Below are 24066 nucleotides of genomic sequence, written 5' to 3' on the forward strand. Positions count from 1 at the left end.
GTGCGCTCAGCTCTCGTTAAGCTGCATGACAGACGAGTGGTGTACGGTGTCGGGTGCGCGTAGCGTTTTTTCACCGCGATATACAAATGTGACTACCCTGACACAGCGCGCGTTACTACTTTAGCTTTACACTCGATCAGGTGATGCCCACGCGATTGACTGCAAGGGCACACCGGTTTCAACACCTTCTTCAAGCCTCCCCAATAAAAGCCAAAGCGGAGTACCACAGATGGCGTTCTTCACCGCAGCCAGCAAGGCCGACTTCCAGCATCAACTGCAAGCGGCACTGGCTCAGCACATCAGCGAACAGGCACTGCCACAAGTGGCGCTGTTCGCCGAGCAATTCTTCGGCATCATTTCCCTCGACGAACTCACCCAGCGGCGGCTTTCCGACCTGGCAGGCTGCACCTTGTCCGCGTGGCGCCTGCTGGAGCGTTTCGAACATGCTCACCCGCAGGTCCGTGTCTACAACCCCGATTACGAGCGCCACGGCTGGCAATCGACTCATACTGCCGTTGAAGTGCTGCATCATGACCTGCCGTTCCTGGTCGACTCCGTACGTACCGAGCTGAACCGCCGCGGCTACAGCATCCACACCCTGCAGACCACCGTGCTGAGCGTGCGTCGCGGCGCTGCTGGCGAATTGCTCGAGCTGCTGCCCAAGGGCAGCACCGGCGACGACGTGCTGCAGGAATCGCTGATGTACCTGGAGATCGACCGCTGCGCCAATGTCAGCGAGTTGAACGTGCTGGCGCGCGAGCTGGAGCAGGTGCTTGGCGAAGTACGCGCCGTCGTCGAAGATTTCGGGCCGATGAAAGCGCGTCTGCACGAACTGCTGGCCAGTATCGATGCCAACGAGTCCAACACCGATGTCGAGGAAAAGGCCGAGATCAAAGTCTTCCTGCAATGGCTGGTAGACAACCACTTCACCTTCCTCGGCTACGAAGAGTTCGAAGTGCGCAACGACGCCGAAGGCGGCCAGCTGGTCTACGACGAGTCGTCTTTCCTGGGGCTGACCCGACTGCTGCGCCCCGGCCTGACCCGCGAAGAACTGCACATCGAAGATTACGCGGTGAAATACCTGCAGGAACCGGTGCTGCTGTCGTTTGCCAAGGCGGCGCATCCAAGCCGCGTGCACCGCCCGGCTTATCCGGATTACGTTTCGATCCGGCAGATCGACGCGTCGGGCAAGGTCATCAAGGAATGTCGCTTCATGGGCCTGTACACCTCGTCGGTGTATGGCGAGAGCGTGCGGCAGATTCCGTACATCCGTCGCAAGGTCGCCGAGGTCGAGCGTCGCTCCGGCTTCGACGCCAAGGCGCACCTGGGCAAGGAGCTGGCGCAGGTGGTCGAAGTGCTGCCACGTGACGACCTGTTCCAGACGCCGGTGGACGAATTGTTCACCACGGTCATGTCCATCGTGCAGATTCAGGAGCGCAACAAGATTCGCGTGTTCCTGCGCAAGGACCCGTACGGCCGGTTCTGCTACTGCCTGGCCTATGTGCCACGCGACGTATATTCCACCGAAGTACGCCAGAAGATTCAGCAGGTCCTGATGGACCGCCTCAAGGCCAGCGATTGCGAGTTCTGGACGTTCTTCTCCGAATCGGTGCTGGCGCGGGTGCAGTTGATTCTGCGCGTGGACCCGAAGATCAATCTGGACATCGACGTCGCCCAGCTGGAAAACGAAGTCATTCAGGCGTGCCGTTCGTGGAAGGACGACTACGCCAGTCTGGTGGTTGAAAGCTTCGGTGAAGCGCACGGCACCAACGTGCTGGCCGACTTCCCGAAAGGCTTCCCGGCCGGATATCGCGAGCGCTTTGCGGCGCATTCGGCAGTCGTCGATATGCAGCACGTACTGAGCCTCAGCGAAGCCAATCCGCTGGTGATGAGCTTCTACCAGCCACTGGCCGGTGGCCGCCAGCAATTGCATTGCAAGCTGTATCACGCCGATACACCGCTGGCCTTGTCCGATGTGTTGCCGATTCTGGAAAACCTCGGCCTGCGCGTGCTGGGCGAGTTCCCGTACCGCCTGCATCATGCCAACGGTCGCGAGTTCTGGATTCACGATTTCGCCTTCACTTACGGCGAAGGTCTGAACCTCGATATCCAGCAGCTCAATGACACCCTGCAGGATGCGTTCGTGCACATCGTGCGCGGCGATGCCGAAAACGATGCGTTCAACCGCCTGGTGCTCACCGCCGGTCTGCCATGGCGTGACGTGGCGCTGCTGCGGGCTTATGCGCGTTATCTGAAGCAGATTCGTCTGGGCTTCGATCTGGGCTACATCGCCACCACGCTGAACAACCACACCGACATCGCCCGCGAGCTGACGCGTCTGTTCAAGACCCGGTTCTATCTGGCGCGCAAGCTCGGTTCCGACGATCTCGACGACAAGCAGCTGCGTCTGGAACAGGCCATTCTGACTGCGCTGGACGACGTGCAGGTGCTCAACGAAGACCGCATCCTGCGTCGTTATCTGGACCTGATCAAAGCCACGCTGCGGACCAACTTCTATCAGGCCGATGCCAACGGGCAGAGCAAGAGCTATTTCAGCTTCAAGTTCAACCCGCGCCTGATTCCCGAACTGCCCAAGCCGGTGCCCAAGTTTGAAATCTTCGTCTATTCGCCGCGTGTCGAAGGTGTGCATCTGCGCTTCGGCAACGTGGCGCGTGGCGGCCTGCGCTGGTCGGACCGCGAGGAAGACTTCCGTACCGAAGTGCTGGGCCTGGTAAAAGCCCAGCAGGTGAAGAACTCGGTGATTGTGCCGGTAGGTGCCAAGGGCGGCTTCGTGCCGCGTCGCCTGCCGACCACCGGCAACCGCGACGAAGTGCAGGCCGAGGCAATCGCCTGCTACCGCATCTTCATCTCCGGGCTGCTGGACATCACCGACAACCTCAAGGAAGGCGCGCTGGTGCCGCCGGTCAACGTTGTGCGTCATGACGACGATGACCCGTATCTGGTGGTGGCCGCCGACAAGGGCACGGCGACGTTCTCCGACATCGCCAACGGCATTGCCATCGACTACGGCTTCTGGCTGGGTGACGCCTTCGCTTCCGGTGGTTCTGCCGGTTACGATCACAAGAAGATGGGCATCACCGCCAAGGGCGCATGGGTGGGCGTGCAGCGTCACTTCCGTGAACGCGACATCAATGTGCAGCAGGACAGCATCAGCGTGATCGGTATCGGCGACATGGCCGGTGACGTGTTCGGCAACGGCCTGCTGATGTCTGACAAGCTGCAACTGGTCGCAGCATTCAACCACCTGCACATCTTCATCGATCCGAACCCGGACCCGGCCAGCAGCTTTGCAGAGCGTCAGCGCCTGTTCAATCTGCCGCGCTCGTCCTGGACCGACTACGACACCAGCATCATGTCCGCTGGCGGCGGGATCTTCCCGCGCAGCCTGAAGAGTATCGCCATCACCGAACAGATGAAGGCGCGCTTCGACATCAAGGCCGACAAGCTGACCCCGACCGAACTGCTGCATGCGCTGCTCAAGGCACCGGTCGATCTGTTGTGGAACGGCGGTATCGGCACCTACGTGAAGTCCAGCGAAGAGTCGCACGCCGATGTGGGCGACAAGGCCAACGATGCACTGCGCGTCGACGGCAACGAGCTGCGTTGCAAGGTGGTGGGCGAGGGCGGCAACCTGGGCATGACCCAGCTGGGCCGTGTCGAGTTCGGCCTCAATGGCGGAGCGACCAACACCGACTTCATCGACAACGCAGGCGGTGTGGACTGCTCCGACCACGAAGTGAACATCAAGATCCTGCTCAACGAAGTGGTGCAGGCCGGTGACATGACCGAGAAGCAGCGCAATCAGTTGCTCGAGAGCATGACCGACGAAGTCGGCCACCTGGTGCTGGGCAACAACTACAAGCAGACCCAGGCGTTGTCGCTGGCAGCCCGTCGTGCTTACGAGCGGATTGCCGAATACAAGCGCCTGATGAGTGACCTGGAGGCGCGTGGCAAGCTTGATCGTGCCATCGAGTTCCTGCCTGCTGAAGAGCAGATTGCCGAGCGGATTGCGGCCAAGCAGGGCTTGAGTCGTGCCGAACTGTCGGTGTTGATCTCGTACAGCAAGATCGACCTCAAGGAAGCGTTGCTGGAATCCCGTGTGCCGGATGACGATTATCTGGCGCGTGATATGGAAACCGCGTTCCCGCCTTCGCTGGGCGCCAAGTTTTCCACGGCCATGCGCGGCCACCGCCTGAAGCGCGAGATCGTCAGCACGCAGATCGCCAACGATCTGGTCAACCACATGGGCATCACCTTCGTGCAGCGGCTCAAGGAGTCGACCGGCATGAGCGCTGCTGCGGTGGCCGGGGCCTACGTGATCGTGCGTGACATCTTCCACCTGCCGCACTGGTTCCGTCAGATCGAGGCGCTGGACTACAAGGTTTCGGCCGAAATCCAGCTGGCGTTGATGGATGAGCTGATGCGCCTGGGGCGTCGTGCCACACGCTGGTTCCTGCGCAGCCGTCGCAACGAGCTGGACGCTGGTCGTGACGTAGCGCACTTCGGTCCGCACCTCGCTGCACTGGGTCTCAAGCTTGACGAACTGCTGGAAGGCCCGACCCGCGAGATCTGGCAGACCCGTTATCAGGCCTATGTCGAAGCCGGTGTGCCGGAACTGCTGGCGCGCATGGTCGCCGGTACGACGCACCTGTATACGCTGTTGCCGATCATCGAAGCCTCCGACGTCACCGGGCAGAACGCTGCGGACGTGGCCAAGGCGTACTTCGCCGTCGGCAGCGCACTGGACATTACCTGGTACTTGCAGCAGATCAGCAGTCTGCCGGTGGAAAACAACTGGCAGGCGCTTGCGCGTGAAGCGTTCCGTGACGATGTCGACTGGCAACAGCGGGCGATTACCGTGTCGGTTCTGCAGATGGCCGACGGTCCTTCGGAAATCGATGCGCGTCTGGCTCTGTGGCTGGAGCAGCACACACTGATGGTCGAGCGCTGGCGTGCCATGCTGGTCGAGTTGCGTGCGGCAAGCGGCACGGATTACGCCATGTATGCCGTTGCCAACCGCGAACTGCTGGACCTGGCTATGAGCGGGCAGGGCATCACGGTCTGATCCGCTTGTAACAGGTTGATCCATAAAAAACCGCATCGAGAGATGCGGTTTTTTTGTGGTGCGCCAAGCATGGCGCGTTGCGCCTAAGCGCAACCAGCTTGGCTGTGGTGACCACGCTGGTGACTTTAAGGTGCAAGTTCTCTACACACCCGGCAAGGGGAAGTGTTAGTCGGAGGCAAGGGTGTCGCGGGTGACTGCGAATCTGAAGGAAGCCCGAGGCAAAATGCTGGCCTGATGAACAGGAGGCGGATGGGGCGGCACAGCGGGGTAAGGCGGCCACAATCGTCAAAGCCCGATACTTGCACGGACGCTGTGACTCCGACAGGCACAAGCAGAAAGGTCGCGCGAATTACCTTGGGAGATCTGCACGCTTGCCATTGTGCTACCGAGCGTCGAGAGGCGACGGGATGAGCGTGCAGGAGTCAGCTGAAGCCTATTAAGTGACGAATAACCCCGTCATCAAGGGCTGAACAGGTTATGCCGCCAGTAGGCCTTCACCCCATGTCTGGGGCGGTACTGTAAGCACTTCGTCCATGATCATCTTGGCCGTGACGCTTCCTTTAGGATGTGGTCTGCGTGCTACTTGGTGGCTGCCGGCTATAAAAGAGGTCGATGGTAATGAATAATCCTGCGTTGCTGCCTGCCTGAAAGCGTCCGGATGGCCGTGGAATCGGTGTCCGGATACTTGTGGAAGACGCAGGCTAACCCAGTGAATTCGGGGCTATGGGCACGCCTCGGGGACCATAACGTTTGACACTTGCGGTTCTGGAGTGCCGGTTAAGGTCGGAAGGGGGCTGGTCGCCCCACACACTGTTTCAGACGAGCAATGACGTCAGGCGCTGTTTTGGCTGTGTCGATCCTGCCGATATCATCAAGATAGATGTCTATCGTACTTCCCCATTCAGGCGTGATGTCGATGCACCTCTGAAAACCCTTGTCGGTCCACCAATCGAACATCATGAAAAAGTCCTTGTCAGGGAATATGTAGCTGAACTCAACGGCTGAACCGCCCCCTTTGGGCATGTCACCCTTATAGATTCGATGCTGCGTGTTCCAGATGTACCGAAATTCTTCCTTTCCTTCATGTGAAAAATTGACAGCTACGACTGGAGATGCCAAGTACCAAAATGCAATTGGGCAGACTAATAAGGCGCCAAGCACCCATCGGCCATATCTGAACTTAGCGTTATTCGCCTTTTTTCACTGGTGCCTTTCCCCCCCCCCATTCTCCTAGCGTTATTGCAAGAAACTCACTTGTTGCCGTCGTGCGTAATGTTTCCGTAAGTAAGTCGTCTCGGTCTGCATGGTGGCCGTGCTGATTGTCTTTTTTGTGTTGCTGGCAGGGCGCTTTAGGACCGAAAGGGGGCAGATTCACCCACGCATTGCTTCAACCGGGCAATAACCTTAGGAGATGTTTTTTCGATATCGACCCTACCAGCCCTATCAAGGTAGATGTCTATCGTTGCCCAGCGCTTAGGTGTGATGTCCATGCATTTTCGTAAACCTCTGTCGGTCCACCAAAAGAACACCATGAAGAAGTTCTCATCAGGGAATACATGACCAAACTCCGATGTCGCTTCCCCCGGTAGCATTCGCTGCCGTGTAATCTGGTCGTGAGTGTTCCAAATTAAGCGCAGTTCGTCCGTGGCTTCTTTAGGGTAGTGGACAATTACGCCTGGAGCAGCAAGGTACCAAGCCACCAGCGGAGCTATCAATAGGAAAAGGAACAAGTAACGGGCCTTAATTTTCTTTGCATTTGTGCTCAATAACATGTGCTACCCATTCTTGCGCGGCTGGTTGGGCACCTTAAGGCCGGAAAGGATCAGCGTCACCCTCACATCTCTTCAAGCGAGCAATAACGTCAGGGCCAGTTTTAGCAGTTTCGATGCGGCCTCTGTCATCGAGGTAGATGTCTATCACGCTGCCCCATTTTGGCGTAATTGCTATACACCTCCGCAGACTCTTTTCATTCCACCAATCAAAGTTCATAAAAAACTTCTCATTGGGGAAGATATGCCCGATATCGTATGTGCCTTGACCCGGAAGCATTCCTTCTTTATGAGTGTTGTGCTGGGTGTTCCAGATCACACGAAGCTCGTCTGTAGCTTCTTTAGAATAATGGACACGAACGATAGGGGTCGCCACGTACCAGAACAGCGCTGGAAGAATTATGAATGCCCCAATAAGATACCGGGCCTTAATATTTTTCACAGACATGGACACTGGCGCCATCTCCCCATTCTGACGGTGTGACCGCGAGTACTTTGTCCATGATCATTCTTGCCGTGACGCCTCCGTTTGGATTCTCATAGAAGAGTTTAACGCCAATGCTAATAGAAATCCGATCCGGGACGTCATCCCATGCGCGCATCCCTTCCACGCCCTCAGTGGCATGAGGTCCTTTGAGTCTCTGATCTTCTTTGGCTTCGAATATCTGCTCTCCCCACCGTCGTAATTGATCTGAAACAATCTGCTCGACACCCGCGCCGTCTAAAAGGACGCTCTCACTGAGTCCTCCGGCCATGCCCACATAGCCGTAATGAATGTTGGACCAAATATCGTAGTAGTAGTCGTACTTGCCTTGCCTATGGCGATACCTGCCAAACTTCGCGTGGATCTTTGGTTTGTGGTCCCAATCACGACCCTGGCCTACTCGCTCAGTCCAAAGGATCATGGCTGCCGCCATGTTTGAAGCGCCGATAGCTTGAGGGCTGGTGTTCCCTATTTGGGCGTACCAAGGCAGGTCCATTTTTTTACGAGTCTCTTCCGCAACGTCATAGCTGAGCAGCTCATTCATCTTCAAGACGGAGGAGTGGTGGATATTGTTGTTCATCTCGTCTGCGATGTAGGTCGCCAGCTTCTCCATCATGTTCGGATGCGTACAGCCTTCAGGTCCATCATTTGGTACAGCTTCCTCTTCAGGTTTCTCACGGGCCGCATTTGGATTTACCAAAGCGTTTGCCGCCAAGGCTTTCTCCGTGAGCTTCGGGTCAGCCAACAAGGTCGCCATCTTCTCGTCGTCCACGGAACCGTCTGGCCGGAAGGCCCCCAGCGCCATGAAGTTAATAATGGTCGCGCCACCAGGGTCACCCATGACGAAGCCGCCACCGACATTACTGGAGCCCGTGATGATTGTCCCGCCGTGACTGGTTGGGCTTCCCAAGTGGGCCATAGGACGGCCATTCACCTGAATAGATGGGAAACCTGAAGTGATGACCGCCTCGCACCCACAGGTATCACCCACGCGTGCCGCGCCCATGCCGTTGATGTTGACGTCACCGGATGCAGAAGCGATCGGCGTTGTACCGTGACCCGGCAATGGGCAGGCGTGCTTGTCGCCCAATCGAGCTGAAGAAATCATTGCAGGCCGTCCTTGTGTCTTTGATCCGTTGACAATAATCAGCGTTTAATTGACGGATGGGAGGCTATCGGAGACGTGAAAGGCGGTCTGTAGGAGAAGTCTTAATTTTCGCGTGGTGCCCTGAGAATCTGATCGGGATCTCATCTATATTTCTGGCTGTGGTGGGTGACATCGTCGTAGTGGTAGCAAATCTTAGTGCCTGAAAGAGTCTGGCTGGCCGTGGGGGGGAAGGTGGTGTGAGAGGACGGCGGGTGTGAACCCGCCCCCTACTCGATTCTGCGTTTATAGGTCTCGGGCCGTCAATCAGGCCGCCGCAGACAGGTGCTCATAAAGAATCGTCGCACCCACCACGATCAACACGATACCGCCAATGATTTCAGCGCGTTTGCCGACCATGGTGCCCAGCACCCGGCCCAGCATCACGCCGATGGTGACCATGACCGTGGTCGCCAGGCCGATGGCCAGGGCGGCAACCACGATATTGACGTCGACAAACGCCAGGCCTACGCCGACCGCCAGTGCATCGATACTGGTGGCGAATGCGGTGACGGCGAGAATCCAGAAAGAATGCTGCCCCGGCTTTTCCTGCTCTTCGTCATCGTCGTGCTTGATGCCGTTGTAGATCATGTGCAGGCCGAGCACCAGCAACAGGGTGAAGGCGATCCAGTGATCCCAGCTCTCGGCGAAGCGCGCAGCCACCTGGCCAATGCCCCAGCCGATGACCGGCGTGATGGTTTCGATGGCGCCGAATATGAGGCCCGTGCGCAACGCTTCGAGAAAGCGCGGTTTATGCAGGCTTGCTCCTTTACCAAGAGCCGCAGCAAAGGCGTCCGTGGACATGGCAAGCGCGAGAAAGAGGAGGGAAATCGGGTTCACGGTTATATCCAGTCGGGCTATGAGTCAACGACGCAACCACACGCCCGACTTTAGGCATGGATGCATCGTTGGTCTCGCCAACCAGAAGGTGTTCGCACCACGGCATGCTGCCGAGAATGTTGATACGAACGCTCTGTGACCGGAGTCACGAGCAGGCTACTCCCCAACAAGGGCCGCCACTATAGCCATGTGAATGTGAAAAATATATGTACGGGCATGCTCGAAAGCAAAAAAACCCCATCACGAGGATGGGGTTCTTCTGATGCCTGCTTTCGTGCTTACACTTGAACGGCCGGGATGTTGGCGTTCGCTGCGGCTTCACGGAACTCGGCGATTTGATCGAAGCTCAGGTAGCGGTACACGTCCGCTGCCATGGTGTCGATCTGGTTGGCGTAGCCCATGTACTCTTCGACCGTCGGCAGACGACCCAGAATCGAGGCAACGGACGCCAGCTCGGCCGAGGCCAGGTAGACGTTCGCGCCATCACCCAGACGGTTCGGGAAGTTACGGGTCGAGGTCGACACCACGGTCGCGTTCGGTTCAACGCGTGCCTGGTTACCCATGCACAGCGAGCAGCCCGGCATTTCCATGCGTGCGCCAGCCTTGCCGTAGATGCCGTAGTAGCCTTCTTCGGTCAGCTGGTGAGCATCCATCTTGGTCGGCGGCGACAGCCACAGACGCGTCGGCAACTGGCCCTTGACCTGATCCAGCAACTTGCCCGCAGCGCGGAAGTGGCCGATGTTGGTCATGCACGAACCGATGAACACTTCGTCGATCTTCTCGCCCTGTACCGAAGACAGCAGGCGGGCATCGTCCGGGTCGTTCGGCGCGCAGAGCACAGGCTCCTTGACGTCGGCCAGATCGATTTCGATGATTTCGGCGTACTCGGCGTCCTTGTCGGCTTCCAGCAGCTCCGGGTTGGCAACCCAGGCTTCCATCGCCTGAGCACGACGCTCCAGGGTGCGAGGATCACCGTAACCCTGTTCGATCATCCAGCGCAGCAGGGTGATGTTCGAATTCAGGTATTCGATGATTGGCTCTTTGGCCAGCTTGATGGTGCAACCGGCAGCCGAACGCTCGGCAGAGGCGTCGGACAGCTCGAAAGCCTGTTCGATGCTCAGGTTGTCGAGGCCTTCGATCTCCAGGATGCGACCGGAGAATGCGTTCTTCTTGCCTTTCTTCTCTACGGTCAGCAGGCCAGCCTGAATCGCGTAGTAAGGAATGGCGTGAACCAGGTCGCGCAGGGTGATGCCAGGTTGCATCTTGCCCTTGAAGCGAACCAGGATCGATTCAGGCATGTCCAGCGGCATGACGCCCGTTGCAGCAGCGAATGCCACCAGGCCGGAACCGGCCGGGAAGGAGATACCGATCGGGAAGCGGGTGTGCGAGTCGCCACCGGTGCCGACGGTGTCCGGCAGCAGCATGCGGTTCAGCCAGCTGTGGATGATGCCGTCGCCCGGACGCAGGGAAACGCCACCGCGGGTCATGATGAAGTCAGGCAGCGTGTGGTGCGTCTTGACGTCGATCGGCTTCGGATAGGCCGCGGTGTGGCAGAACGACTGCATGACCAGATCGGTCGAGAAGCCCAGGCACGCCAGGTCTTTCAGTTCGTCGCGGGTCATCGGGCCAGTGGTGTCCTGGGAGCCGACGGTGGTCATCTTCGGTTCGCAGTAGGTGCCCGGACGAACGCCCGCTACGCCGCATGCCTTGCCGACCATCTTCTGCGCCAGGGTGTAACCCTTGGTGCTTTCGGCTGGCTGGTCAGGGGTCTTGAACAGGTCGAACTCCGGCAGGCCCAGTTCGGCGCGCGCCTTGCTGGTCAGGCCACGACCGATGATCAGCGGAATACGGCCGCCAGCGCGGACTTCGTCGAGCAGCACCGGGGTCTTCATTTCGAAGGTGGTGATGACTTCGTCGCTGTCGTGCTTGCAGACCTTGCCGGCGTAGGGGTAGACGTCGATCACGTCACCCATGTTGATGTTCGAGACATCGAATTCGATTGGCAGAGCGCCGGCATCTTCCATGGTGTTGTAGAAGATCGGAGCAATTTTGCTGCCGAAGCAGAAACCGCCGGCACGCTTGTTCGGGACGTAAGGGACGTCGTCGCCGAAGAACCAGAGTACCGAGTTGGTTGCCGATTTACGCGAGGAACCGGTACCGACCACGTCACCGACGTAGGCAATCGGGAAGCCCTGACCGCGCATTTCTTCGATCTGCTTCATCGGGCCGATGGCGCCCTGAACGTCAGGGACGATGCCGTCACGGGCCATTTTCAGCATGGCCAGGGCGTGCAGCGGGATGTCCGGACGCGACCAGGCATCAGGGGCAGGGGACAGGTCGTCGGTGTTGGTTTCGCCGGTGACCTTGAAGACGCGCAGGCTGATCTTGTCGGCCAGCGTCGGGCGCTTCTTGAACCACTCGCCGTCAGCCCAGGACTGCAGCACAGCCTTGGCGTGGGCATTGCCGTTCTTGGCTTTTTCGGCCACGTCGTGGAAGGCGTCGAACATCAGCAGGGTGTGCTTGAGTTGTTCGGCAGCGACCGGCGCGAGGGTGGCGTCGTCGAGCAGTTCAACCAGGGTGACGATGTTGTAGCCACCTTGCATGGTGCCGAGCAGTTCGGTAGCGCGTTTTTTGTCGATCAGGGGAGAAGTGGCTTCGCCCTTGGCCAGGGCAGACAGGAAACCGGCCTTGACGTAGGCAGCTTCGTCAACGCCTGGCGGAACGCGATTGGTGATCAGATCGACAAGGAAAGCTTCTTCGCCAGCCGGGGGATTCTTCAGCAGCTCGACCAGGCCTGCAGTTTGTTCGGCGTTAAGCGGCTGGGGCACGATGCCCTGGGCGGCACGCTCTTCGATATGTTTACGGTAGGCTTCAAGCACAGTATTAACCCTCATCAGTGGTCCCAAATGGGTGTCCGGGACGCTCATCCAGAAATCGCCCGTACCCACGCAAGGCTTATTGAGCCTTGTTGGCAGGGTATCGGTGATTCCTAACAGAAGCTGTTTTCAAAGTTTTACGCCTGCAGGGCGGGGGGAGTGGCGGTCGACACGGCCATTCGTGATGAGGGAATGGCCTGTCGACGCCGCACTGCGGGATTAACTTGACTGTGCTCGTGACGCTTTGAAAACAGCTTCCAACGGACATTGGCGCCTTAAAAGGCTCGCTGATTCTACGCCAAAACTTTGCCAAAGGTAAGTTAGCCCCTACATCTTCGGGGGTGAACTTGCTTAGACAAAGGGCTAACATGAGTCCCTGTTTCGCCTTCCGCAGTCCTGCCTGACATGCCCGATTACATTATCAAAACTCCCTGCGTCGGCCTCTGCTCCACTGTTTACGGGGATCTGGTGTGCCGTGGCTGCAAGCGGTTCCACCACGAGGTCATCCACTGGAACGGCTATAACGAAGACGAAAAAAGAGCCGTCTGGCTGCGTCTGGAGCAACTGCTGGTCCAGGTTATGACTGCCAAGCTCGAAGTCTTCGATGCCGACAGGCTGCGTGCGCAGCTCATCCAGCGCAAGATCCGCTTTGTGCCGCACCAGTCCGAATATTGCTGGGCTTACCAGTTGATCGCCCGTGGTGCCCGGGTCATCAGCCAGGTCGAGGCCTATGGTTTTGTGCTGTTGCCGGAGTTCCGCGACTGGACGCTGCCGGAACTGCGCGATGCGATCGACCGCGAGTTTTTCCTGCTGTCCGAGGCGCACTATCAGCGTTACATCGCGCCAGGCTTTTTGCGCGACGCCTTCGGCGCCTGACAAACCCGGCATGCTTTTGTGTCGCGGGGCATCGTGGCTCCTCGTATAATGCCCGGCCGTGCCTCTCCGTCATCCTGTGAGCCTATGTACCCGATCCCTGAAATCGAAGCCTTCCTGCTTTGCCGCACCCCCGACAGCTGGGTCCAGGCCGCGCTGCGCAATCTGGACATCCTGCTGATCGATCATGCGAACAACGAGAAGAAGGCCGCCGGGGCCGCGTTCCAGTTCATGTTTCAGTACAACGACAAGTTCGACCTGCTGAGCAAGATGTCACGTCTGGCCCGGGAAGAACTGCGCCATTTCGAGCAAGTCATCAGCATCATCAGAAAGCGCCAGATCCCCATGGCCAATATCAGCTCGGCCCGTTATGCCGGAGCGCTGCGCAAGCTGGTGCGCAATCACAACCCGTACCGGCTGACCGATGCGTTGATCGTCGGTGCCATCGTCGAGGCGCGTTCCTGCGAACGCTTCGCCGCGCTGGTGCCGCATCTGGACGAAGAGCTGGCCAAGTTCTATGGCGGTCTGCTGAAGTCCGAAGCGCGGCACTTTCAGGACTACCTCAAGCTGGCTTACAGCTACGGCGACAAGGCTGATGTCGATGCCAAGATCGAGGAGATCCGTCTGGCCGAGCGTGAGCTGATCGAAAGCCCTGACGAAGAGTTCCGCTTTCACAGTGGCGTACCTGTCGCCGCCTGATTGCTCTCGCGTTCCCTTCAAAAACGACCGCCTTGCCAGCGGTCGTTTTTTTATGGGCATTTAGTAAGCAAGCTAATAAATGCTTTGACAACGGCTGCCTAGGCAGTAATATTTTGCAATCACTGCCTAGGCAGCTATCTGGGTCAATCCATGAAACATTTCAGCCCCGACAATTTTGAATCCAGCCTCATCGGGCTGCTGGTCGGTCGTACCAATGCGCTCAAAGACCGCATGCTCGACAAGTACCTGCTGCCCTATGACGTGACGTTCGCGCAATTCAAGGTGCTGATCATCATTGCCCAGTTTTCTACAGATACTCCCGTGGAATTGTGTCGGCACCTGTCGCTGGACAGCGGTTCGATGACCCGCATGCTCGATCGCTTGGAACAGAAGGGGCTGGTGGTGCGCCAGCGCTCCGCGACCGATCGCCGTCAGGTGCGTCTGGCGCTGACCGAGCAGGGGCAGGCGCTCTCCGATCTGCTGCCGCAGATTGGCGCGGACGCGATGAACGACACGTTCGCGGCGCTCGACAGTGAAGAGGTCGAGAGCCTGAAAAGAATTCTCACCAAAGTGCTGGTGGCTGCTGATGACCACATCACTCTGACTCGTTTGAGCTTCAACCCCAAAGCTAAACGCTGAGCGGCCGACGTGTTGGCAGGCGTGAGCCTGATCGCCGTCGTTCCGTCGCTTCGCTGATTAAAGGTAACTGCCATGGCCACTGCTGCCGCTGAAAACACATCTGCCCCGGCTCCTGAACAGGAGCCGAAGTCCGGCAAGCGCACGTTCATGCTGATCGGGCTTGCCATTGTCGTGGTGATCCTCGCACTGGGCATCTGGGCCTGGTACGAGATCTACGGCCAATGGAGCGAAGAGACCGACGATGCCTATGTGAATGGCAACGTGGTCGAAATCACCCCGCTGGTCACCGGAACCGTCATCAGTATTGGTGCGGACGATGGTGATCTGGTGCACGAAGGGCAGGTTCTGCTCAAGTTCGACCCGAGCGATGCCGAAGTCTCGCTGCAAAGCGCCGAGGCCAATCTGGGCAAGGTCGTGCGCCAGGTGCGCGGCCTCTATAGCAATGTCGATGGCATGAAGGCGCAACTGGCCGCGCAGCGTGCTGCTGTGCAGACCGCTCAGGACAACTATAACCGTCGTCGCAGCCTCGCAGCCGGCGGGGCGATTTCCCAGGAAGAGCTGTCGCACGCCAGGGACAGCCTGACCAGCGCGCAGAGCGCCCTGAACAATATTCAGCAGCAATTGAGCACCAGCGTGGCGCTGGTCGATGACACCGTGGTGTCCTCGCACCCGGACGTCAAGGCAGCGGCTGCGCAGTTGCGTCAGGCCTACCTGACCAACGCACGTTCAACACTCGTGGCACCGGTCACCGGCTACGTGGCCAAGCGCACCGTGCAACTGGGGCAACGCATTCAGCCGGGCACCGCTACCATGGCGGTCATCCCGCTGGATCAGTTGTGGATCGATGCCAACTTCAAGGAGACCCAGTTGGGCAAGATGCGCATCGGTCAGCCGGTGGAGATCAGCTCCGACCTGTATGGCAGCGATGTGAAGTACAGCGGCACCATCGACAGCCTGGGGGCCGGTACCGGCAGTGCCTTTGCGTTGCTGCCGGCGCAGAACGCCACTGGCAACTGGATCAAGATTGTCCAGCGTGTGCCGGTGCGGGTGCACATCAATCCTGAAGAGCTGGCGAAGTACCCGTTGCGCATAGGCCTGTCGACCACGGTTGAGGTCAACCTGCATGACCAGAGCGGTCCGGTCCTGGCGCAACAGCCGCGCAAGCAGGCCGCTTTCAGCACTCAGGTGTACACCGAGCAACTGGCTGACGCCGACGCGCTGATCGCCCGCCTGATTCACGAGAACAGTGCGCCCGGTGGCAAGACTGCCGTTCAGCGCTGAACCGCCAATCCGTGAGCCCCGGCCTGCTGGCCGGGGTGTCGCATTCGTCTTCAGGGATTCGCGATGAGCAACAACGCCCCCGCTTCTTTTACCCCGCCAAGTCTGTTGCTGTGCACCATCGGTCTGTCGCTGGCGACCTTCATGCAGGTGCTCGATACCACGATTGCCAACGTGGCGCTGCCGACCATCGCCGGCAACCTGGGAGTCAGTTCAGAGCAGAGCACCTGGGTGATCACCTCGTTTGCGGTCAGCAACGCGATTGCCTTGCCACTGACCGGCTGGCTCAGTCGCCGCTTCGGTGAGGTCAAGCTGTTCCTGTGGGCCACCATTCTGTTCGTGATCGCTTCGTTTCTGTGCGGCATTTCCCAGTCCATGCCGGAACTGGTGGGCTTCCGGGCGCTGCAGGGCATGGTCGCCGGGCCGCTGTACCCGATGAGTCAGACTCTGCTGATTGCGGTGTACCCGCCCGCCAAAAGGGGCATGGCTCTGGCATTGCTGGCGATGGTGACGGTAGTTGCACCCATTGCCGGGCCGATCCTCGGTGGCTGGATTACCGACAGTTACAGCTGGCCGTGGATCTTCTTCATCAACATTCCCATCGGTCTGTTCGCTGTGCTGGTAGTGCGTACGCAGCTGGCCAAGAGACCGGTCAGCACGGCTCGCCAACCGCTGGACTACATTGGCCTGCTGGCGCTGATCGTCGGTGTGGGTGCGCTGCAGATAGTCCTCGACAAGGGTAATGATCTGGACTGGTTCGAGTCGAACTTCATCATCTTCGGCTCGCTAATTTCGCTGGTGGCGCTGGTTTTCTTCGTCATCTGGGAAATGACCGACAAGCACCCGATCGTCAATCTGCGCCTGTTTGCCTACCGCAATTTCCGCATCGGCACGCTGGTCATGATCGGCGGCTATTCCGGCTTCTTCGGCATCAACCTGATATTGCCGCAGTGGTTGCAGACCCAGATGGGCTATACCGCGACCTGGGCGGGGCTGGCTGTCGCGCCGATTGGCATCCTGCCGGTACTGATGTCGCCCTTTGTCGGCAAGTACGCGCACAAGTTCGACCTGCGTCTGCTGGCCGGGCTGGCGTTTCTGGCGATGGGGCTGAGCTGCTTCATGCGTGCGGGCTTCAACACCGATGTGGATTTCGAACACGTGGCGATGGTGCAGTTGTTCATGGGCATCGGCGTGGCACTGTTCTTCATGCCGACCCTGAGCATTCTGCTGTCCGACCTGCCGCCTGATCAGATCGCCGATGGCTCCGGACTGGCAACCTTCCTGCGCACCCTGGGCGGCAGCTTCGCAGCATCGCTGACCACCTGGATCTGGATCCGCCGCGCCAACCAGCATCATGCCTACCTGAGCGAAAACATCAGCACCTTCGACCCCGCCACCCGCCACGCCCTCGACAGCCTGGGCGGCGCCAGCCCGCAAGCCTACGCGCAACTGGAGCAGACCCTCAACGCACAGGCCTACATGATGTCCACCGTGGATTACTTCTACCTGCTGGGCTGGATATTCGCCGGACTGATCCTGCTCGTCTGGCTGGCCAAACCCCCATTCGCCGCCAAGGCCGGGCCTGCGGCAGGCGGCGGGCACTAGTTTCTTGTGCGCCTATCTGAACCGTGTCTATGGCCAAACTGCTCTAAAGTGCTTTTTCAACCACGATGGCACAGACGACGCAGAACCGCTGTGTGACGCAGAGCGTCACGAACTGCATTCCCACGCGGAGCATGGGAACGATAGTCAACCGTCCAGCTTTTCGGGGTCAGTTCACGCGATCCCGCACCATCAATTCAACAGCGCAACCGTCTCGGGCACAAAGTCGAACGAACTCAGATTGAAACCCTGCTCATCCACCTGCAACACCCAGCCCTGACGATCCCAGTCACCCAGCACAATGCGCCTGGCCGCCTGATCGCCAATCTGCAATTTATGAATAGCCGGACGATGAGTGTGGCCGTGGACCAACGTACGCACACCGAACTGCTGCATGATTCGCGGCACCTCGTCCGGCGTCACATCGACAATATCATTGGCCTTCATACGGGTTTGCGCACGGCTCTCATTACGCAACTTGCGCGCCAACTTGTGCCGAGTGCCCAGCGGCAAATGGCGCAAAATAAACAGCGTCAGCGGATGGCGCAGATAGCGACGCATCCGGATATAGCCTTCATCGCGGGTGCACAGACTGTCGCCGTGCATCAGCAGCACCGGCTCACCGTTCAGTTGCACAACGCTCGGGTCGCTCAGCAGCGTGCAGCCCGCTGCCTTGCAGAAGCCCTTGCCGAGCATGAAATCACGGTTGCCGTGCATCAGAAAAATTCGTGTGCCGCTGTCGCTCAATTCGCGCAGGGCCTTGCAGATCGAAAGCTGGAACGGCGACATCGCGTCGTCACCGATCCAGACTTCAAAGAAATCCCCGAGGATATACAGCGACTCGGCTTCGCGAGCGCGTCCTGCGAGCAGATCCAGAAACGCCCGGGTAATGTCCGGGCGCTCCTGTTCAAGATGCAGATCGGAGATCAGCAGTATCACTCAACGATCTCGGCTTTCTCGATGATCACGTCTTCTACCGGGACGTCCTGATGGCCGGCCTTGCTGGAAGTCGCCACGCCTTTGATCTTGTCGACCACGTCGGTGCCTTCGATCACTTCACCGAACACAGCGTAACCCCAGCCCTGAACGGTCTTGGCGCTGTGGTTCAGAAAGGCGTTGTCAGCGACGTTGATGAAGAACTGCGCAGAGGCCGAATGCGGTTCCATGGTACGGGCCATGGCGACGCTGTACTTCTTGTTCGGCAGACCGTTGTCGGCTTCGTTCTGGATGCTCGGGCGCTTGTCTTTCTTTTCTTTCATGCCAGGCTCGAAACCGCCGCCCTGAACCATGAAATTGCCGATCACACGGTGGAAAACCGTGTTTTCGTAGTGGCCGGCTTTAACGTATTCGATGAAGTTGGCAACGGTCAGCGGCGCTTTTTCTTCGTTCAGTTGCAGCACGATGTCGCCGTGGTTGGTAGTCAGCTTTACATTAGGCATTTGGGAAGTCGCTCTCTAGTCATGCATGAATGGGCGGATTATGACCCTGACGCGCAGTTTACAGACGAGGTTACATTTTTCAGCGCTTTTGCAGCTTTTATGCCTTCAAATACGCAGTCTGTTGTCAGGGACTTGACAGCTTCGGCTATGATAAGCGCTTTGATTTAGTCGGCCTACCCTGGCCGCGCACGTATGTCCAAGGATCCTATGAGCAAGCCCACTCCAGAACCCGCTGCCCATTCAAAGGCAGGTCCAGCCGTACCGACCAATTTCCTGCGTCCTATCGTGCAGGCAGACCTGGACTCGGGCAAGCACAGCAAAATCGTGACCCGCTTTCCGCCGGAGCCCAACGGCTACCTGCACATCGGTCACGCCAAGTCGATCTGCGTGAACTTCGGTCTGGCCCAGGAGTTCGGTGGCGATACGCACCTGCGTTTCGATGACACCAACCCGGCCAAGGAAGACCAGGAATACATCGACGCCATCATGAGTGACGTCAAGTGGCTGGGCTTCGAGTGGGCGGGCGAAGTGCGCTACGCCTCGCAGTATTTCGACCAGTTGCACGACTGGGCGGTCGAGCTGATCAAGGCAGGCAAGGCTTATGTGGACGATCTGACCCCTGAGCAGGCGCGCGAATATCGCGGCACCCTGACCGAGCCGGGCAAGAACAGTCCGTTCCGCGAGCGTGGCGTCGAGGAAAACCTCGACCTGTTCGCGCGCATGAAAGCCGGCGAGTTCGAGGATGGCGCTCGCGTACTGCGCGCCAAAATCGACATGGCCTCGCCGAACATGAACCTGCGTGACCCGATCATCTACCGCATTCGCCATGCGCATCACCATCAGACCGGCGACAAGTGGTGCATCTATCCGATCTATGACTTCACCCACGGTCAGTCGGATGCCCTCGAAGGCATCACCCACTCGATCTGCACCCTGGAGTTCGAAAGCCATCGTCCGCTGTACGACTGGTTTCTCGACAACCTGCCGGTGCCGTGCAAGCCGCGTCAGTATGAGTTTTCGCGCCTGAACCTGAACTACACCATCACCAGCAAGCGCAAGCTCAAGCAACTGGTTGACGAGAAACACGTCAATGGCTGGGATGACCCGCGCATGTCGACGCTGTCGGGCTTCCGTCGCCGTGGCTACACGCCGAAATCGATTCGCAATTTCTGCGAAATGATCGGCACCAACCGCTCTGACGGCGTTGTCGATTTCGGCATGCTCGAATTCAGCATCCGCGACGACCTGGACCACAGCGCGCCGCGCGCCATGTGCGTGCTGCGCCCGCTGAAAGTGGTCATCACCAACTACCCGGAAGGCCAGGTCGAGAAGCTGGAGCTGCCGCGCCACCCGAAAGAAGACCTGGGCATGCGCGAGCTGCCGTTCTCGCGGGAGCTTTACATCGATCGCGACGATTACATGGAAGAGCCGCCGAAGGGCTACAAGCGTCTTGAGCCCAATGGTGAAGTGCGTTTGCGCGGCAGCTATGTGATCCGTGCCGATGAGGCGATCAAGGATGCCGACGGCAACATCATCGAGCTGCGTTGCTCCTACGACCCGGAAACGTTGGGCAAGAACCCTGAAGGCCGCAAGGTCAAGGGCGTCGTGCACTGGGTGCCGGCAGCCGAGAGCGTAGAGTGCGAAGTGCGTTTGTACGATCGTCTGTTCCGTTCGCCGAACCCTGAAAAAGCCGAAGAGGGCGCAAGCTTTCTGGACAACATCAACCCGGACTCCCTGCAAGTACTGACCGGTTGTCGCGCCGAGCCTTCATTGGCGCAAGCGCAACCGGAAGACCGTTTCCAGTTCGAACGCGAAGGTTATTTCTGCGCGGACATCAAGGACTCCAAACCCGGTCGACCTGTCTTCAACCGCACCGTGACGTTGCGGGATTCCTGGACCTGATGCTGTACGTTTGAGGGGGAGCACGTGCTTTCTATCTACAACACGCTCACCAAGAGCAAAGAAGTTTTCAAGCCGCTGGATGGCAACAAGGTGCGCATGTACGTCTGCGGGATGACCGTGTACGACTACTGCCACCTGGGCCATGGCCGCAGCATGGTTGCGTTCGATCTGGTGACGCGCTGGTTGCGCTTCAGCGGTTATGAACTGACCTATGTGCGCAACATTACCGATATCGACGACAAGATCATCAACCGGGCGCGGGAAAACGGTGAGTCGTTCGACGCACTGACCGCGCGCATGATCGAGGCCATGCACGAGGACGAGGCGCGCCTCAACATCCTCAAGCCGGACATGGAGCCGCGTGCCACCGACCATATCCCTGGCATGCACGCCATGATCCAGACCCTGATCGACAAGGGCTATGCTTACGCGCCGGGTAACGGCGATGTGTATTACCGGGTCGGCAAGTTTCAGGGTTACGGCAAGCTGTCGCGCAAGAAGATCGAAGACCTGCGCATCGGCGCACGCATCGAAGTGGACGAGTCCAAGGAAGATCCGCTGGACTTCGTCCTTTGGAAGGGCGTCAAGCCGGGCGAGCCAAGCTGGGAATCGCCCTGGGGTGCAGGGCGTCCAGGCTGGCATATCGAGTGCTCGGTGATGTCGACCTGCTGCCTGGGCGAGACTTTCGATATTCATGGTGGCGGCAGCGATCTGGAGTTTCCGCACCATGAAAACGAAATCGCCCAGAGCGAAGCGGCCACCGGCAAGACCTACGCCAATGCCTGGTTGCACTGCGGCATGATTCGTATCAATGGCGAGAAGATGTCCAAGTCCCTGAACAACTTCTTTACCATTCGCGACGTGCTGGAGAAATACCACCCGGAAGTGGTGCGTTACCTGCTGGTGTCGAGCCACTACCGCAGCGCGATCAACTATTCCGAAGACAGCCTGCGTGAGTCGAAGGCGGCACTGGAGCGTTTCTATCACGCGCTCAAGGGCCTGCCGGTCGCCGAACCTGCGGGTGGCGAGGCGTTCGTCGAGCGTTTCAGCACGGCGATGAACGATGACTTCGGTACGCCTGAAGCTTGTGCGGTGCTGTTCGAGATGGTTCGCGAGATCAATCGTCTGCGCGAATCCGATGTCGCAGCGGCGGCGGGTCTGGCGGCACGTTTGAAGCAACTGGCCAGCGTGCTGGGTGTTCTGCAGCTCGAAGCCGACGACTTTTTGCGCGCTGGCGCGGAAGGACGGGTCGATGCGGCTGAAGTGGAGGCGCTGATTCAAGCGCGTCTGGCGGCGCGTGCCGCAAAAGACTGGGCCGAGTCCGACCGTATCCGCGACCAGATCACTGCCATGGGTGTGCTTCTGGAAGACGGCAAGGGCGGCACGACCTGGCGTCTGGCGGACTGATCAAGGACTGTTCCTGAAACACTATTGTGCCCATGCTCCGCATGGGCATGCTGTTCTGGACGCTCCGCGTCCTGTCCTCGATGATGTGCTGCCTGCCGAGCGTCAAACACTAAACGATCCGCTGCTCCCGCAACCGCTTGTACAGCGTGTTACGGCTGACGCCCAGACGTTTGGCCAGCTGTGAAATATTCCCGCCTGCCGCTTGAAACAATTGGCCGAGGTCTTCGCTCGAGTGAAGGCGCGTGGCCGACTCCTGAGTCCTGACCGGGGCACGGCATTCCTCATCCGCGTGAGCGTCGAGCAGAAAGTCCTCGGGCAGATGGTCAGTGCCGATCGGCTGTTCGTCGGCCAGTGCCAGCGCCACCTGAATCACGCTGTTGAGCTGACGCAGGTTGCCCGGCCAGGGGTGATGCTCGAATAATTCAAGCACTTCTCTGGAAAAGCCCGCGCGCTGGTGAGCATCACGGTGCCGCTCCCAGATTCGCTGGATCAGCGCATGTTTGTCAGTCCGCTCGCGCAGGGGCGGGAGTTCGATGCTCAGGCCGCTGATCCGATAATAAAGATCCTGGCGAAAAAGGCCCGCCTGGACCTGATCGCGCAGGCCCCGGTTGGTGGCTGAAATCAGCCGTATATCGACCGGATACAGCTCGCTGCTGCCCAATGGCTGAACGCAGCGCTCTTGCAGCACACGCAGCAGTCGCGCCTGTACCGGCATCGGCATGTCGCCCACTTCGTCGAGAAACAGCGTGCCTTTGTCGGCCTTGCGGATCAGGCCGATGCTGCCTTTCTGGTTGGCCCCGGTGAAGGCGCCTCTTTCATAGCCAAACAGCTCGGCCTCGACCAGGTCGGCCGGGATCGCTGCACAGTTGACCGCGATCAGCGGCTGGCTGGCGCGCACACTGGCCTGATGCAGGGCTTTGACAAACACTTCCTTGCCGACCCCGGTTTCACCATGAATGAGCAGCGGGATGTCTTTTTCCAGCAGCCGTTGGGCCTGACGCACAGCCTTCTCGACTTTCGCATCGCCCAGGCTGATGGCCTGCAGGTCAAGGTTTCGTGATGGTGCTGCAGGCACCTGCGCAGCCTGGACGCAATGCAGCTTCAATGGTTTGCGAGTCGGGCGTTTGAGCAGGCACTGAAAGCGATTGTTGCCAAATGCATGCAGCGCAAACGGACGCGCTTCGGTCTCGCTGAGCAGTTGCAGGATCGGACACTTGAACAGCGTCTCGATGCTGGCACCGGCCGGAGTCGTCCCCAGCAAAGCGTCGGCACGCCGATTGGCGCACAGGATCTGGCCGCTTTCGTCAAAAATCAGCAGGCCAGCCCATTGGCTGTCGAGGTTGTTAAGACCGGTATTGAAGATCAGCTGGAAGTGGGAATCGCGAAACTGGTCGAGGATCAGGCGGTTTTCCACCGACTGGCTCATCATTTTGACCATGCCCAGCGTGTGTGAAGGTGGCAGGAAGCTGTCGCTGGACACATCCAGCACGGCGATGATGCGCCTGTCTGCGTCGAAGATCGGTGAGGCCGAACCGGTCATGAAACGGTTGGCCTTGAGGAAATGCTCGTCCGGTTCAATATGGATGGCCTCTTCGCAGGCCAGCGCCGTGCCGATGGCGTTAGTGCCCGTGCCGCGTTCGTTCCAGCTGGCACCTGGCATGAAGCCTTGAGCCTGGGACGATTCGACGAAGCGTTGTGCACCCCATGACTTGAGCAACTGACCTTGAGGGTCGGCCAGCAGAATCAGACAGCTGGAGTTGCTGAGAATGTTTTCGTAGACCGGCAGGACCTCCTGATGGGTGGTCTGTACCAGTCCGTGATGGCGCTCCAGCAGCCTGGAAACCTCCGTCCCTGGCAATTGGCCGAATGAGGGGCACGTCTGATGACTGAGGCCGAAGTCCCGGCAGCGGGTCCATGAATCCTGAATGATGATGTCGTGAGCAAGCGAAGCGCTGGTTTGAGACATGAGGATGCCTGCGAATGTGACGTATTGTTTTTGTTTTTAGGTCCCGTCGGCGTGACCATCCT

At 58.9% G+C, this 24066-nt stretch carries 17 protein-coding genes; 8 read left to right on the top strand and 9 right to left on the bottom strand.

The features are described from left to right. Window positions 1–229: 229 nt before the first annotated feature. A complete protein-coding gene (locus KUIN1_RS08965) occupies window positions 230–5086 on the top strand; it encodes an NAD-glutamate dehydrogenase (protein ID WP_116831058.1) in 4857 nt (1618 codons plus the stop codon). A 777-nt stretch (window positions 5087–5863) separates the two neighbouring features. On the opposite strand, the gene KUIN1_RS27960 is transcribed toward KUIN1_RS08965, so the two are convergent. The 6 genes from KUIN1_RS27960 to acnB all read right to left on the bottom strand — a co-directional run bounded on the left by KUIN1_RS27960 (window position 5864) and on the right by acnB (window position 12202). Then, window positions 5864–6247, bottom strand: a complete 384-nt coding sequence (locus tag KUIN1_RS27960) for a hypothetical protein (protein WP_024640809.1) — start codon at window positions 6245–6247, stop codon at window positions 5864–5866. A 188-nt stretch (window positions 6248–6435) separates the two neighbouring features. Beyond that, window positions 6436–6858, bottom strand: a complete 423-nt coding sequence (locus KUIN1_RS08980; RefSeq protein WP_024640808.1) for a hypothetical protein — start codon at window positions 6856–6858, stop codon at window positions 6436–6438. Window positions 6859–6892: 34 nt separating this feature from the next. Further along, entirely contained in the window at window positions 6893–7303 is a 411-nt protein-coding gene (locus KUIN1_RS08985; protein ID WP_024640807.1) for a hypothetical protein, read from the bottom strand. Further along, the gene (locus KUIN1_RS08990) at window positions 7284–8447 is read right to left on the bottom strand and encodes a polymorphic toxin type 44 domain-containing protein (RefSeq protein ID WP_024650800.1); all 1164 of its coding nucleotides are present in this window, start codon (window positions 8445–8447) and stop codon (window positions 7284–7286) included. Before KUIN1_RS08990 ends, KUIN1_RS08985 begins: the two co-directional genes overlap by 20 nt. A 303-nt stretch (window positions 8448–8750) precedes the next feature. After that, entirely contained in the window at window positions 8751–9323 is a 573-nt protein-coding gene (gene mntP / locus KUIN1_RS08995; protein WP_003409706.1) for a manganese efflux pump MntP, read from the bottom strand. 278 nt (window positions 9324–9601) lie between these two features. Beyond that, on the bottom strand, window positions 9602–12202 hold the full coding sequence (acnB, locus tag KUIN1_RS09000; RefSeq protein ID WP_003409708.1) for a bifunctional aconitate hydratase 2/2-methylisocitrate dehydratase: 2601 nt from the start codon (window positions 12200–12202) through the stop codon (window positions 9602–9604). Window positions 12203–12604: 402 nt separating this feature from the next. Between acnB and KUIN1_RS09005 the strand changes: the two genes are divergently transcribed. From KUIN1_RS09005 to KUIN1_RS09025, 5 genes are all read left to right on the top strand, one after another. Beyond that, a complete protein-coding gene (locus tag KUIN1_RS09005) occupies window positions 12605–13075 on the top strand; it encodes a DUF1289 domain-containing protein (protein WP_003404500.1) in 471 nt (156 codons plus the stop codon). A gap of 84 nt (window positions 13076–13159) precedes the next feature. Then, window positions 13160–13771 carry a tRNA-(ms[2]io[6]A)-hydroxylase gene (locus KUIN1_RS09010; RefSeq protein WP_003368536.1) on the top strand — a complete coding sequence of 204 codons (612 nt, stop codon included), beginning with the start codon at window positions 13160–13162 and terminating at the stop codon, window positions 13769–13771. A gap of 150 nt (window positions 13772–13921) precedes the next feature. Continuing rightward, complete coding sequence (locus KUIN1_RS09015) at window positions 13922–14410, top strand: MarR family winged helix-turn-helix transcriptional regulator (protein ID WP_003404499.1); 489 nt, start codon at window positions 13922–13924, stop codon at window positions 14408–14410. Between the two features lie 72 nt (window positions 14411–14482). Further along, complete coding sequence (locus KUIN1_RS09020; protein ID WP_011267203.1) at window positions 14483–15691, top strand: HlyD family secretion protein; 1209 nt, start codon at window positions 14483–14485, stop codon at window positions 15689–15691. Window positions 15692–15733: 42 nt separating this feature from the next. Further along, on the top strand, window positions 15734–17293 hold the full coding sequence (locus KUIN1_RS09025; RefSeq protein ID WP_225650789.1) for a DHA2 family efflux MFS transporter permease subunit: 1560 nt from the start codon (window positions 15734–15736) through the stop codon (window positions 17291–17293). Window positions 17294–17482: 189 nt separating this feature from the next. Here KUIN1_RS09025 and lpxH read toward each other — a convergent pair whose 3' ends face one another. Then, window positions 17483–18229 carry a UDP-2,3-diacylglucosamine diphosphatase gene (gene lpxH, locus KUIN1_RS09030; protein WP_011267205.1) on the bottom strand — a complete coding sequence of 249 codons (747 nt, stop codon included), beginning with the start codon at window positions 18227–18229 and terminating at the stop codon, window positions 17483–17485. Then, entirely contained in the window at window positions 18226–18729 is a 504-nt protein-coding gene (locus KUIN1_RS09035; RefSeq protein ID WP_003404493.1) for a peptidylprolyl isomerase, read from the bottom strand. The genes lpxH and KUIN1_RS09035 overlap by 4 nt, the downstream gene beginning before the upstream one ends. A gap of 207 nt (window positions 18730–18936) precedes the next feature. Here KUIN1_RS09035 and KUIN1_RS09040 point away from each other — a divergent pair, with 207 nt between their 5' ends. Together KUIN1_RS09040 and cysS are read left to right on the top strand one after the other, a co-directional pair. Next, window positions 18937–20631 carry a glutamine--tRNA ligase/YqeY domain fusion protein gene (locus KUIN1_RS09040; RefSeq protein ID WP_024650802.1) on the top strand — a complete coding sequence of 565 codons (1695 nt, stop codon included), beginning with the start codon at window positions 18937–18939 and terminating at the stop codon, window positions 20629–20631. Between the two features lie 24 nt (window positions 20632–20655). After that, the gene (gene cysS, locus KUIN1_RS09045) at window positions 20656–22038 is read left to right on the top strand and encodes a cysteine--tRNA ligase (RefSeq protein ID WP_024639690.1); all 1383 of its coding nucleotides are present in this window, start codon (window positions 20656–20658) and stop codon (window positions 22036–22038) included. A gap of 109 nt (window positions 22039–22147) precedes the next feature. On the opposite strand, the gene KUIN1_RS09050 is transcribed toward cysS, so the two are convergent. After that, window positions 22148–24004, bottom strand: a complete 1857-nt coding sequence (locus KUIN1_RS09050) for a sigma-54-dependent Fis family transcriptional regulator (RefSeq protein ID WP_116886286.1) — start codon at window positions 24002–24004, stop codon at window positions 22148–22150. Window positions 24005–24066: the final 62 nt, after the last annotated feature.

Origin of the sequence: Pseudomonas sp. KUIN-1 (assembly GCF_009176725.1) — a bacterium.
Classification (GTDB): Bacteria; Pseudomonadota; Gammaproteobacteria; order Pseudomonadales; family Pseudomonadaceae; genus Aquipseudomonas; species Aquipseudomonas fragariae.

Bases quoted from the DNA above. Each gene is read 5' to 3' on its own strand.
- KUIN1_RS08980 (WP_024640808.1), bottom strand. From the start codon at position 6,858: ATGTTATTGAGCACAAATGCAAAGAAAATTAAGGCCCGTTACTTGTTC.
- KUIN1_RS09040 (WP_024650802.1), top strand. From the start codon at position 18,937: ATGAGCAAGCCCACTCCAGAACCCGCTGCCCATTCAAAGGCAGGTCCA.
- KUIN1_RS09035 (WP_003404493.1), bottom strand. From the start codon at position 18,729: ATGCCTAATGTAAAGCTGACTACCAACCACGGCGACATCGTGCTGCAA.
- KUIN1_RS09010 (WP_003368536.1), top strand. From the start codon at position 13,160: ATGTACCCGATCCCTGAAATCGAAGCCTTCCTGCTTTGCCGCACCCCC.
- KUIN1_RS08965 (WP_116831058.1), top strand. From the start codon at position 230: ATGGCGTTCTTCACCGCAGCCAGCAAGGCCGACTTCCAGCATCAACTG.
- KUIN1_RS09020 (WP_011267203.1), top strand. From the start codon at position 14,483: ATGGCCACTGCTGCCGCTGAAAACACATCTGCCCCGGCTCCTGAACAG.
- KUIN1_RS09015 (WP_003404499.1), top strand. From the start codon at position 13,922: ATGAAACATTTCAGCCCCGACAATTTTGAATCCAGCCTCATCGGGCTG.
- KUIN1_RS08985 (WP_024640807.1), bottom strand. From the start codon at position 7,303: ATGTCTGTGAAAAATATTAAGGCCCGGTATCTTATTGGGGCATTCATA.
- KUIN1_RS09005 (WP_003404500.1), top strand. From the start codon at position 12,605: ATGCCCGATTACATTATCAAAACTCCCTGCGTCGGCCTCTGCTCCACT.
- KUIN1_RS08990 (WP_024650800.1), bottom strand. From the start codon at position 8,447: ATGATTTCTTCAGCTCGATTGGGCGACAAGCACGCCTGCCCATTGCCG.
- KUIN1_RS09050 (WP_116886286.1), bottom strand. From the start codon at position 24,004: ATGTCTCAAACCAGCGCTTCGCTTGCTCACGACATCATCATTCAGGAT.